Annotated in this window: 11 protein-coding genes; all 11 read right to left on the reverse strand. The window is 69.3% G+C overall.

Annotation, left to right across the window (positions count from 1 at the left end):
* Positions 1-26: 26 nt before the first annotated feature.
* On the reverse strand, positions 27-683 hold the full coding sequence (locus tag CFB40_RS36335; protein ID WP_089434129.1) for an amino acid ABC transporter permease: 657 nt from the start codon (positions 681-683) through the stop codon (positions 27-29).
* Positions 680-1444 (reverse strand): amino acid ABC transporter permease, encoded by a 765-nt coding sequence (locus CFB40_RS36340; RefSeq protein WP_089434130.1) that lies wholly within the window; start codon positions 1442-1444, stop codon positions 680-682. Before CFB40_RS36340 ends, CFB40_RS36335 begins: the two co-directional genes overlap by 4 nt.
* A gap of 43 nt (positions 1445-1487) precedes the next feature.
* The gene (locus CFB40_RS36345) at positions 1488-2312 is read right to left on the reverse strand and encodes a transporter substrate-binding domain-containing protein (protein ID WP_089429328.1); all 825 of its coding nucleotides are present in this window, start codon (positions 2310-2312) and stop codon (positions 1488-1490) included.
* Positions 2313-2361: 49 nt separating this feature from the next.
* The gene (locus tag CFB40_RS36350; RefSeq protein ID WP_089434131.1) at positions 2362-3432 is read right to left on the reverse strand and encodes an ABC transporter ATP-binding protein; all 1071 of its coding nucleotides are present in this window, start codon (positions 3430-3432) and stop codon (positions 2362-2364) included.
* Between the two features lie 40 nt (positions 3433-3472).
* Positions 3473-4315, reverse strand: a complete 843-nt coding sequence (locus CFB40_RS36355; RefSeq protein ID WP_089434132.1) for an ABC transporter permease — start codon at positions 4313-4315, stop codon at positions 3473-3475.
* Complete coding sequence (locus CFB40_RS36360) at positions 4312-5235, reverse strand: ABC transporter permease (protein ID WP_089429331.1); 924 nt, start codon at positions 5233-5235, stop codon at positions 4312-4314. The genes CFB40_RS36355 and CFB40_RS36360 overlap by 4 nt, the downstream gene beginning before the upstream one ends.
* A 4-nt stretch (positions 5236-5239) precedes the next feature.
* Positions 5240-6337 (reverse strand): ABC transporter substrate-binding protein, encoded by a 1098-nt coding sequence (locus tag CFB40_RS36365; protein WP_089434133.1) that lies wholly within the window; start codon positions 6335-6337, stop codon positions 5240-5242.
* 148 nt (positions 6338-6485) lie between these two features.
* On the reverse strand, positions 6486-7958 hold the full coding sequence (locus tag CFB40_RS36370) for an aldehyde dehydrogenase family protein (protein WP_089434134.1): 1473 nt from the start codon (positions 7956-7958) through the stop codon (positions 6486-6488).
* Positions 7955-9649 carry a 5-guanidino-2-oxopentanoate decarboxylase gene (locus CFB40_RS36375; RefSeq protein WP_218829605.1) on the reverse strand — a complete coding sequence of 565 codons (1695 nt, stop codon included), beginning with the start codon at positions 9647-9649 and terminating at the stop codon, positions 7955-7957. The genes CFB40_RS36370 and CFB40_RS36375 overlap by 4 nt, the downstream gene beginning before the upstream one ends.
* Positions 9650-10263: 614 nt before the next feature.
* Positions 10264-11352 (reverse strand): aldose epimerase family protein, encoded by a 1089-nt coding sequence (locus tag CFB40_RS36380; RefSeq protein WP_089434135.1) that lies wholly within the window; start codon positions 11350-11352, stop codon positions 10264-10266.
* Between the two features lie 27 nt (positions 11353-11379).
* On the reverse strand, positions 11380-12579 hold the full coding sequence (locus CFB40_RS36385; protein WP_089429335.1) for a XylR family transcriptional regulator: 1200 nt from the start codon (positions 12577-12579) through the stop codon (positions 11380-11382).
* Positions 12580-12768: the final 189 nt, after the last annotated feature.

Below are 12768 nucleotides of genomic sequence, written 5' to 3' on the forward strand. Positions count from 1 at the left end.
CGTAATGAAGCGCACGCGGCGCCGGTTCAGCGTGCCTTCGCGACGCGATAGCGACCTTCGAGCACGCGGGCATACCACGTCAGCGGGAAGCACATCGCGAAGTAGAGCAGCGCGACCATCGCGTAGATCGGAAACGGCTTGAATACCGCGTTGGTGATGATGTTGCCCGTCTTGGTCAGTTCGGTCAGCCCGATGATCGACGTCAGCGCGGTGCTCTTGACGGCCTGCACGAGGAAGCCGACGGTCGGCGGCAGCGCGATCTTCCACGCCTGCGGCCACACCACGTAGCGCAGTTGCTGGGTCCACGTCATGCCGAGGCTGGCCGCCGCGTGCCACTGGCCGCGCGGCACCGCGTCGACGCAGCCGCGCCAGATGTCGGTCAGGTACGCGCTGGCGTTCAGCGTCAGCACGACCGACGCGGCCACCCACGGCGTCACGTCGATGCCGACGAGCGGCAGCCCGAAGAAGCCGAGGAACAGCTGCATCAGCAACGGCGTGCCCTGGAACACTTCGACGTACAGGATCACGAAACGACGCAGTGCGGCCGACGCCGAGACGCGCATCGCCAGCAGCGCGAACCCGGCGACGCTGCCGCCGACGAACGTGATCAGCGACAGCAGCAGGGTCCAGCGCGCGGCGAGCAGCAGGTTCCACGCGATGTCCTGGAAGGTGAATTCGATCATCGTGCACGCTCCGTCGACAGGCGGGTTTCAGGGGAACGGGCCCGCCATGCGAGGCGGGCAAAACAGCCGCGCCGGGGCGCGGCCGTCGCGCCGCGCTGCATGCGGCCCGAAAACAGCCGCCGGCCGATACGATTGAGCAGCATGCGCAGCGCGATCGACAGCAACAGGTAGATCGCGGTCACGACGATGTAGATCTCGAACGCACGGAAATTGCGCGACTGGATGAAGTTCGCCGCATAGGTCAGGTCGGGCACCGAGATCTGCGAGACGACCGCGGAGCCGAGCATCACGATCAGCACCTGCCCGAGCAGCGCGGGGTACACGTTCGCGAGCGCCTGCGGCAGCACGACGTGACCGAACACTTGCCGGCCGTGCAGCCCGAGCGCGCGCGCCGCCTGCACCTGCCCGTGCGGCACCGATTCGATGCCGGCGCGCAGGATCTCGACCGCGTACGCGCCCAGGTTGACCGTCATCGCCAGCACGGCCGCCTGCGCTTCGTCGATGTGCACGCCGATCCCGGGCAGCCCGAAGAAGATGAAGAACAGCTGGACCAGGAACGGCGTATTGCGGATCAGCTCGACATAGGCCGCGACGAGCGTGCGCGCCCAGCGCGGGCCGGCGAGCGCGACCCACGCGCCGGTGGTGCCGATCAGGCCGCCCAGCACGGTGGCGGCCGCGGTGAGGCCGAGCGTCACGCCGATGCCGCGCGCGAGCATGCCGGCGTACAGGCCGAAATCGCTGAAGTCGAACACGTAGGTCATCGCGATGCCTTTCGTCGTGAATGCGTGGCGGGGGCGGCGCGCATCACAGGTCGGCCGGCAGTGCCGCGTGCAGCCACTTCTGCGACAACGCATTCAACGTGCCGCTCTTGCGGGCGCCGGCGATCGCGTCGTTGACCTTCTGCATCAGGCGCGGCTCGTTCTTGTTCAGGCCGACGTGGTCGGGCGAGCTGAACAGCGAGAACTTCTGCTCCGGATCGATCGACGGATGGCGCGCGATGATCGTCGCGCCGACGTCGTTGCCGACCACGAGCAGTTGCGCCTGCCCCGACAGGAACGCCGCGATCGCGCCGTTCGGGTCGTCGAAGCGCTTGATCGTCGCGCTCGGCGGCGCGACCTTGCTCACGCTGAGATCCTCGAGCGTGCCGCGCGCGACCGCGACCGATTTGCCGGCGAGATCGGCGTTGCCCTTCACGGCCAGCGATTTCGGGCCGAACACCGCGAGGTAGTACGGGGCATACGCGTTCGAGAAGTCGATCACCTTCGCGCGTTCCGGCGTCTGCCCGACCGACAGCAGCATGTCGGTCTTGCGATCGGCGAGATACGCCATCCGGTTGTCGCCGGTGACCTGCACGAGTTCGACTTTCGCATTGAGTGCGCGGCCGATCAGGTTCGCCATGTCGATGTCGTAGCCTTGCGGCTTCATGTCCGGGCCGATCGAGCCGAACGGCGGGTAGTCCTCGAACACGCCGATACGCACGACGCCCGATTTCGCGATCGTGTCGAGCGCGTCGGCATGCGCGAGCGGCGCGAACGCGGCAAGGGCCGCGGTGCCGGCGCAGGCGCAGAGGAGGACGGTACGGGCGAGCAGGCGCTGCACGTGACGGGTGGCTTGGGACGTTGCGTTCATGGTGAGATCCTCGTGGCTGGGCTGGAGTGCGCGGGAGAAAGACAGGAAATCAGGCGCCGCGGGCGGCGATGAGCTTGCAGGCATGGGCGGGCAGTTCCGCGAGCACCGGCATGCCGACGTGGAGGTCGGGCGTCTCGCGCGGCGTCGTCGCGGCCGTCAGCGTGAAGCCGCGGCAGTCGATCGTCGCTTCGATCGACGCGCCGACGTCGCGCACGAACGTGATCGTGCCCGCCAGCGTATTCGGTGCCGCAGCCGGCTGGCCGGGGCGCACGCAGACGTCCTCGGGACGAATCAGCAGGCGCACGCCATCGGTCGCGCGCGGCGTGTCCGGTGCGCGCCGGATCGCGAGACGCTGCCCGCCGGGCAGCACGATGGCGTCGTCGCCGTCGCACGCGACCGGCAGGATGTTGCCGAGGCCGATGAAGTCCGCGACGAATTCGTTGACCGGATCGCGATAGATGTCGAGCGGCCGGCCGACCTGCTGGATCCGGCCTTTTTCCATCACGACGATCTCGTCGGCCATCGTCATCGCTTCGCGCTGGTCGTGCGTGACCATGATCGTCGTGATGCCGAGCCGTTGCTGGAGCAGCCGGATCTCGACCTGCATCGCTTCGCGCAGCTTCGCGTCGAGTGCCGACAATGGTTCGTCGAGCAGCAGCAGGCGCGGCGACGATGCGATCGCGCGTGCAATCGCGACGCGCTGGCGCTGCCCGCCCGACAGCTGCGTGACGAGCCGGTCGGCCATGTGCGGCAGCTGGATCAGCTCGAGCAGCTCGGCCACGCGCCGCGCCTGCGCGGCCTTGTCCGTCTTGCGCAGCCGCAGCGGATACGCGATGTTCTGCGCGACCGTCATGTGCGGAAACAGCGCGAGCGACTGGAACACCATGCCGAAGTCGCGCCGGTTGGCGGGTACGTGCGTGAGGTCGCGGCCGGCGAACGTCAGCGTGCCGGCGGTCGGCGTTTCGAGGCCGGCGATGATCCGCATCAGCGTGGTCTTGCCGCAGCCGGACGGGCCGAGAAAGCAGACGAGCTTGCCGTCCGGCACCGACAGGTCGACGTGATCGACCGCATACGCGTGATGGAAGCGCTTCGTCACGTTCTGGAGGATGAGCTGGGTCATGAGGGTTCCTTGCACGGGCGAGGGTGAGGCGGCGTGCGCGTCAGAGCGCGACACCCTTGTCGCCGACGAGTTTTTCGAGCATCCAGATCAGCGCGAAGTCGATCGCGACGGTGAACACGGCGAAGCAGAACACGGTCGGGTCGAGCGACGAGACGGTGCGGCTGTAGAGCCAGACCGGCAGCGTCATCGTGTCGATGCTGTACAGGAAGAACGTCACCGTGAATTCGTTGAACGACACGATGAACGCGAACAGCATGCCGGCGAGGATGCCGGGCCGCATCAGCGGCAGCACGACGTCGACGAGCGCGCGGCGCGGGCTCGCGCCCATCAGGCACGCGGCTTCCTCGAAATCGGGGCCGATCGACGCGACCGACGCCGCGCAGTTCTTCACCGTGAACGGCAGCGTCAGGATCACGTGCGCGACGACGAGCCGCACGATGCCGAGTTCGACCGGCAGCGCGTTGAACACGATCAGCAGCGCGAGGCCGAGCATCACCAGCGGATAGACGATCGGCAATGCGACGAGCTGCTCGACTAGCACCCGGCCGCGAAAGCGGTAGCGGGACAGCGCGTAAGCCGCGGGCACCGACACGGCGGTCGCGATCAGCATCGTCGCGACCGCGACGACGAGGCTCGTCGTCAGCGCGGCGCCCATCGATTGCGCGCTGCCCGCATCGGACGACACGAACGTCTGCCACGCGGCGCGATACCAGTGCAGGCTGAATTCGCGCGGCGGGAATTCGAGCGTGCCCGATGCGCCGAACGACATCGTGATCATCGTCAGGATCGGCAGCGCCGCGAGCAGCAGCACGAGCGTCGCGAGCGCGCCGGTCACGCGTCCGAGGCGGCCGGGCATGGGCGCGCGCAGGCGCAGGGCATTCATCGGTTCACCTCGTCGGCACGTTGCAGGGTGCGCACGAGGCGCTGCGAAACCGCCATCACGACGAGCGTCGCACCCATCAGCACGACGCCGGATGCCGACGCGGCGGGCCAGTTGAGCAGCGGTGCGACCTGGTCGTGCACGAGCACGGCGAGCATCGGCACGCGCCGGCCGCCGAGCAGCAGCGGCACCGCGAACGCGCTGGCGTTGTACGCGAACACGAGCAGCGCGCCGGAGACGAGGCCGGGCATCGCGAGCGGCAAGGTCACGTGCCGCAGCGTCTGCCAGCGGCTCGCGCCGAGCGTCGCGGCGGCTTCGTCGTAGGCGCGGGACACCGCGCGCAGCGCGCTCGACAGCGGCAGCACGGCGAGCGGGAACGCGGTCTGGATCAGGCCGAGCAGCACGCCGTGCTCGCGGTACAGCAGCTGCAGCGGCCGCCCGATCACGCCGCCGGCCAGCAGCGCGCGGTTGAGCAACCCGGCCGGGCCGAGCATCACGAGCCAGCCATAGCCTTGCAGCAGCAGGTTCACGAGCAGCGGCAACAGCACGCCCGCGAGCAGCAACCGGCGCGCGAGCCGCGATTCGGTCCGCGCCATCGCGAGCGCCACCGGGATCGCCAGCAGCACCGCGCACACCATGCTCTGGAACGCGAGGCGCAGCGTGAGCCACAACGACGTCGTGAAGTACGGGTCGGCGAGGTCGAGATAGTTCTGCAGCGTGAAGGTCCGCCATTCGTCACCGGACACGCCGACGCTCATGCGCAATACCGTGACCGTCGCGGCGGCGAGCACCGCGAGGAACGCGAGGATCGGCGCGAGCAGCAGCCAGGGCGGCACGCCGGGCAGCGCGGGCGCATCGGCGCCCGCGCCGGCCGTGCCGGCGGCGGCCGGCGCGGCGTCTCGGGGAGAGGACAGGGAGGCCATGTCGTTACGCCGAGAAGAGGCCTGTGTAGCGCTTGATCCACGCCGGCTGCACGGCCGCGAGCGCCTTGTCGTCATGAAGCACGGCTTTCTCCGCGATCTGCTGCGGCGACGGCACGAACGCGCGGCTTTCCGCGGGAATCACGGCCTTGCCGTTCACGGGGCCGTTCAGCACGTCGGCCGCCATCCGGCCCTGCACGCCGGCGTCGAGCGAATGATTGATGAATGCGTGGATCAGGTCGAGGTCGCCCGGGTGCGCCTTCGGGATCACGGTGAACATCAGCTGCGTCGCGAAGCCTTCCTTCATCCCGTACGTCACGCCCATCTTGTAGTCGGGCTTGCGGATCTGGTCCGGGAAGAACGCGGGCGAATAGATGCCGCCGAGGTCGAGCGAACCCGTGCGGAACAGGTCCGCGACCTGGTTCGGGTTTTCGCCGAGGGTCATCACGCGGTCCTTCAGTTGCGCGAGCTTCCGGAATCCCGGATCGATGTTCTGCTGCGAACCGCCGGCCAGCTTCGCCGCGATGATCGCGAGGTCGACCGCTTCCGCCCACTCGGGCGGCGGCAGGAACAGGCGGCCCGCATATTTCGGATCCCACAGCGCCTCGTAGCTCGACGGTGCGCTCTTCACGGTCGCCGTGTTGTAGATCAGCCCGTCCGACCACAGCAGGTAGCCGATGCCGAAGCCGTTCGCGCCGGTGCGGTACTGCGGCGCGACGTCCTTCAGGTTCGGCAGCCGGTTCAGGTCGGGCTTCGCGAGCAGGCCCGCTTCCGCGAGGCCGGCCGCGCCGACGCCGGCCAGCGTGATGACGTCGTAGGTCGGCCGCTCGCCCGCGGCCTTGACCTTCGCGACCATCCCCGACGTGCCGTCCGCGCGATCGGCGATCACGCGTGCGCCGGTCTGCTTGCTGAAGCTTTCCGCGATGTTGCGCAGCGCGGCCGCGCCGGTATCGTCGGACCACGTGAGCAGGCGCAGCGTCTTGCCTGCGAAACTGCTCGTCTGTGCCTTCGCAGTACTGATGAATGGCATCGGAAGGGCGGATGCAGCGAGCGCCGTGCCGAGGGTTTTGATCACCTGCCTTCTGCCCGCCTTGAAGTGTTGCATGGCCGTCTCCTGATGAACGATGCCGGGTGGTTCGATGCCGGGCGCCGACTGCGGCGCGGGGTGTGGAGGAACTGTAGGGAGGTCAAATTTCCGCAACAAACGAAATATCCGCATGCGCGGCATGACATAAACGCATGGCCCGACGACCTCAGCCGGCCGGCATCATGACCTGCTTGATCTCCTGAAAGGCGGCGAGCCCGAACGGGCCGAGTTCGCGTCCGATGCTGCTGCGCTTGTAGCCGCCCCATGAGGTTTGCGGATAGATCAGCTGGGGCGTGTTGATCCACACGACGCCCGCCTCGAGCGCGTCGGCTACCCGCCTGGCGCGTGCCGTGTCACGGGTGACGACGGTGGCGACGAGCCCGTATTCGGTGTCGTTGGCGGCCGCGACCGCATCGTCCTCGGTGTCGAATGGGCGGACACACAGCACCGGCCCGAAGATTTCTTCACACCATAGCGGGCTGTCGGCCGGCACGTCGGCGAACAGTGCCGGTCGGATGAAATAGCCGGGGCCGTCGGGCGCGTGGCCGCCCGTCACGAGCCGCGCGCCGTCGGCCAGGCCCTGCGCGATGTGGCGTTTCACGCGCTCGTATTGCGCGCGATTCGTCAGCGGGCCCATCTGCACGCCGGGGGCGAACGGCGGCCCGACGACGGTCGCGTCGATGCGCCGTGCGAGGCGGGCGATCAGTTCATCGGCGAGCGGCGCGGCGACGAGCACGCGCGAGGTCGCCGAACACATCTGCCCGGCGTTGAACAGGCCGCCGCCCGTGACGAGCTCGACCGCGTGATCGAGATCGGCGTCGTCGAACACGACGATCGACGACTTGCCGCCGAGTTCGAGGCCGACGCCCTTGATCGTGTCGGCGGCCGTTTTCATGACCTGCGCACCGACGGCGGTGCTGCCGGTGAACGACACCTTCGCGACGCGCGGATGCGCGCACAGTCGGGCGCCGACGTCGTGGCCCGTGCCCGTCACGACGTTCAGCACGCCGGGCGGCAGCCCCGCGTCGGCGGCGATCGCGGCGAGCTCGAGCTCGGGCAGCGGCGTGATCTCGGACGGCTTCAGCACGACGGTGCAGCCGGCCGCGAGCGCGGGCGCGAGCTTCCACGCGGTCGTCACCATCGGGAAATTCCACGGCACGATCAGCGCGGCGACGCCGGCCGGCTCGCGCCGGATCCACGCGCGATGGTCGGCATCGGGCAGCGCGATCTCGGTTTCGCCGTCGGTGTCGAGGCGCTCCGCGAGGCTCGCGTAGTAGTCGAAGGTGGCGATCACGTCCGCGACGTCGATTTCGGCTTCGGCGAACGGCTTGCCATTGTTGAGCGACTGCAGGGTGGCGAGCCGCGTGCGGCGTGCGTCGACGCCGCGCGCGATCGCGCGCAGCAACGCCGCACGCGTGGCGCCCGTCGTGCGTTGCCAGCTGGGAAACGCGCGCGATGCGGCCTGCACGGCCTGCTCGACGTCCGCCTCGCCGCCTGCGCTGACGTCGGCGAGCACGGCTTCCGTCGACGGATCGACGACGGGCAACGTCGCGCCGTCGACGCTCGCCCGCCAGGACCCGTCGATGAAGTGGCGCGTGTGCAGCGGCGGATCGAACGCGAGAGCGGGTGTCGTGCTCATCGTTGCACCTGCGCGAACCAGGTTGCCTCGTCGATTTCGATCACGGTCGGGATCGCGCGCGCCGCGGCGTCGCGCAGCGCGGCGGCCAGCGCGCCGGGTGTCGCGGCCGTGTGCGCCGCGCAGCCGAAGCCGCGTGCGAGCGTCTGGAAATCGGGCGTATACGGATCGACGCCGATCGGCGTGATGTCGCGCGCCACCATGTATTTGCGGATCTCGCCGTAGCCGCGGTTGTTCCAGACGATCACGATCACCGGCAGCCGCGCCTCGACCGCGCTCGCGAGCTCCGGCAGCGTGAACTGCAGGCCGCCGTCGCCGATCAGGCACACGACCGGGCGCGCGGGCGCGGCGAGCTTGGCGCCGATCGCGGCGGGCAGCCCGTAGCCGAGCGTACCGTAGCCGGTCGACGAATTGAACCAGCTGCGCGGCGCCGGTGCATCGTGGGTGAAATTGCCGACGTAGACGGGGCTCGTCGAATCGCCGGCGATGATCGCGCCGGGCAGCGTGGCGACGATCGTGTCGATCAGCCGCGCCTGCGACTGCGCGGCGCCGTCGTGCATCGACGCGATCGCGGCGCGCACGGCGGCCACCCGCGGCGCGCCCCAGTCGGCGTCGGGTGTCGGGGCCGGCGTTTCGTGCAGGCGGGTCGACAGCGCGCCGAGCGCCAGCTGTGCATCGCCGGCGATGGCGATCTCGGCGCGGGCGTTGCGCATCAGCTGTTGCGCGTCGATGTCGATGCGGATCAGCCGGCCGTCGATCGCGAAGCCGCCGTCGAACGTGACGTCGTAATCGGTTTCGCCCAGCTCGGTGCCGACGGCGAGCACCACGTCGGCATCGCGGATCGCCGCACGGGTGGCCGGCAGCGACTGGGTCGAGCCGATCAGCAGCGGGTGGCCGGCCGGCAGCAGCCCCTTCGCGTTGATCGTCAGCGCGACCGGCGCGTGCAGGCGTTCGGCGAGTTCGCGCAATTCCGCTGCCGCGTGGATCGCGCCGCCGCCGGCGAGGATCAGCGGCCGGCGCGCGTGCGCGAGCAGGTCGGCGGCCGCCGCGAGCGCGTTCGCATCCGGCGCGGGCCGCGCCGGCAGCGCGGGCGGGGCGTCGGACAGCGCGGGCGCCGGCATCACGATCACGTCGAGCGGAATCTCGATATGCACGGGCCGCGGCCGCGCGCTGGCGAAGACCGCGAAGGCGCGCGCGAGCACCTGCGGCAGGTCGGCCGCGTCGAGTAGCGTGTGCGAGAACGCGGTGAGTCCCGCGAACACGTCGCGCTGGGACGGCAGCTCGTGCAGGCGGCCGTCGCCGCGGCCGAGTTCGCGTCGTGCGTTGACGCTCGAGATCACCAGCATCGGGATCGAATCCGCATAGGCCTGTGCCATCGCGGTCGCGATATTGGTCATCCCCGGCCCGGTGATGATGAAGCAGACGCCCGGCCGGCCCGTGACGCGTGCATAGCCGTCGGCCATGAAGCCGGCCCCCTGTTCGTGGCGCGGCGTCACGTGGCGAATCGACGACGCGGCGAGGCCGCGATAGAGCTCGACGGTATGCACGCCGGGAATGCCGAACACGCATTCGACGCCGTGGCGTTCGAGGAGGTCGACGAGCGCTTCGCCGCAGGTGCGGGCGCGCGCATGGCAGGGCGCTGGCGTGGCCTTGCGGGCCCCGGCGATCGAGGAAACGGTGGCGGGATGGTTCATGGATCGTGGTGTGCCGATTGGGAGGGTGAGTGGCCCGTACCGCAAACGAAGGGGGCATGGTGCGGATTGTCGGCGTCGATCCGGGGTGCCAACAATCGATTAGTTTTCATGCGCGGCATGAGGACCGTGCATGGCGGCGTCGAATCGCGGTGTGCGTAGTGGAGGGCGGGTTTTCCCGGCAGCGCGGGTTGCAACGCGCGTCGTACGGACATCCCGGCGCTGCATGACGGCGTCGGCTAGTCTTGCGCGAAAGGGGCGCGAAGTGAACCGGTGTCCGCCGCCCGGCGCGGGGTGTCGCCCGCCCGATGCGTCACGAGCGGCCGGCGCGTGGATTGCATGCAGGCGGACGAGCGGGCAAATGGCGCAACCGGCGCAACCGGCGTCTTGCGCAGCGATTCTTCCGACGAGGGCAGCCCCGGGCGCGCCGCACACGCGACGCCAGTCGGCACGCGAATCGTGTAGTCAACCTGAATATCCACGGGGCGTGGCGCGTAATATTTTGATGTCGCCCCTTGGCTGGAAGCGGGTTTTATGCGCTGCGCCCTATGCGGTTCCGAGGATTCTCCCGGTGCGAGGTTCTGCCGCGAATGCCGGGCCGTGCTGTCCCACGCACGCTACGCATGAACGCCTACCCGATACCGCGTGGTCTGTCGATAGACGGCGTCCGGATAGAGAATCACGGCGCCGCTGAGGCCGGCCATGTTGACCTGATCCGGAAAGCCGCCCGCCTCCAGGCACAGCGCCGCGTGTGGCGTGCAACGTGTGCCGCCGCTCACGCGCAGGCCATCGAGATAGTTGCCTGTATAGAGTTGCAGGCCCCGCTGATCGGTCGACACGATCAGCTCACGCCCGCTTTCCGGATCGTAGACGCGTGCGACGGGCCGGGCCTCGCGCGCGCCGTCGCCCAGGACGAAGCAATGATCGAAGCCGCGCGCGCGGGCCAGTTGCGCGTTCGGCCAGTCGAGGCGCGCGCCGATCGGCGCGCTGTGCCGGAAATCGAACGCGGTACCCGTCACGTCGGCCGTGCCGGTCGGGATCAGCGCCTCGTCCACTTCGAGGAACGCGTCGGCATCGATCTGCAGCAGATGGCCGCGCACGTCGCTGCCCGGGCGCCCGTTCAGGTTGAAGTAGCTGTGATTCGTCAGGTTCAACGGCGTCGGCGCATCGGTCCGCCCCGTATAGTCGATCGTCAGCGTGCCGTCGTCGTCGAGCGTGTAGCGAACCTGCACGGTCACGTTGCCCGGAAAACCCGCGTCGCCTTCCGGCGAATCGAGTCGAAGCGTCAGCCCGCCGCAGTCGTCGATCACGTCCCAGCGCGCGCGATGAAAGCCGTTCGCGCCGCCGTGCAGCAGGTTGCCGTTCTCGTTGCGGTCGAGCGGGTAGCCGATGCCGTCGAGTTCGAAGCGCGCACCGGCGATCCGGTTCGCCCAGCGGCCGATCGTCGCGCCGAGGTAGGCCCCGGATTCGAGGTACTCGGCCGGCGTGTCGTGCGCGAGCACGATATCGGCGAAGCGCCCCGTGCGGTCGGGGGCGAGCCACGACACGACGGTCGCGCCGAGGTCGCTGACGACGACGCGCATGCCGTGCGCATTGCGCAGCGTGTAGCGCCGAACGGGCTCGCCGTCGGGCAGCGTGCCCCACGGTTCGGAAGGCACGCGCGCCGCGCCGTGCGTCAGGGAGGAGGAATCGGTATCGATGTGCATGGGAAGAGGTCAGATGGTCGGCGGCCGTCAGCAGGAGGCTGAGGCGGCCGCGCGTTCCTGGTATTCGCGCGGCGTGCAGCCCAGCTCGCGCCTGAACACTGCGTACATGTACTGGAGCGACGTGAACCCGCAGCGGATCGCGACCTCGGCGCTCGACGCCTGCCGGCCGGCGAGCAGCGCCTGCGCGGCTTCGAGCTTGTGGCGCAGGATTTCCTGGTGCACGGTGCGCTGCAGTTCGCGCCGGAAGTGCTCCTCGAGCAGCGAACGCGATACGCCGACGTAGTCGGCGACCTGTTCGGTCTTGATCCCCTGGCACGCGTACTGGCGAATGAAATGCCGCGCGCGCATCACGTGCGGGCTCGCGAGCGGCTGGTGGCGCGTCGATTCGAGCACGTTGATGCCGACCGGCGGCACGAGAATGCGCTGCCCGGGAAAGCGCGCGCCGCGCAACATCCGGTGCAGCAGGTGCGCGGCGGTACGGCCCATTTCCTCGGTGCCCTGGATCACTGACGACAGCGGAATGCGCGTCAGCGTGCGCGTGAGTGGATCGTTGTCGATGCCGATGATCGCCACCTGTTCCGGCACCGCGATGCCGGCGATCAGGCAGGCCTGCAGCAGGTGCCGTGCACGCGCATCGGTCACGGCGATCACGCCGACGGGCTTCGGCAGCGCATGCAGCCAGCCGATCAGCTGCTCGATCGCGTGGTTCCACCCCGACGCGCTCGTCGACAGCCCGCGGTAGATCGGCGCATCGAGCCCGTCCGCGCGTGCGAGCCGGTCGAATGCGAGTTCGCGCTGCTGCGCCCAGCGGTTTTCCTGCGCGATCGGCAGGCTGTACATCGCGAAATGCGCGAGTCCCGCACCGATCAGGTGCGTGTACGCGAGCGACACGAGCTTCGGGTTGTCCGTCGCGATATAGGGGACATCGTCCGGATACTGGGCCGGATCCTCATACGACGAGCCGACCGCGACGACCGGCAGCGGCGAGCCGGCGAGCGCGCTGGCGACGGCGGGATCGTCGAAGTCCGCGATGATGCCGTCGCCGTCGAAGCGCTCGATGCCGGTGAGCCGGCAGCGGAAGTCGTCTTCGAGGAACAGGTCCCACACGACGCGCGTCGTGTGCAGGTACTGGCCGATGCCGCTGATGATCTCGCGGTCGTAGACCTTGTTCGCGTTGAACAGCAGCGCGATGCGATGCGGTGTCTGGGCGGAAGGGACGCGTGTCATCTCGCTCTCGGGGCACGCGCGTCGAGGGGCGCGGTGCCGTTGTCTCCGGGGCGCGCCCGGGTCGGCGGCGCGCGGTGTCTGGTGTTTGGCGATTGTAGGGCGGAACGTGTGCCGCGCGCAGCGGCTGGCAAGAAACATTAAGCGTGCTGCGCAATTTCGCAATTGCCGCCCGGCAGGGGCGCGGGCACG

This window comes from Burkholderia sp. AU31652, assembly GCF_002223155.1.
Taxonomy (GTDB): domain Bacteria; phylum Pseudomonadota; class Gammaproteobacteria; order Burkholderiales; family Burkholderiaceae; genus Burkholderia.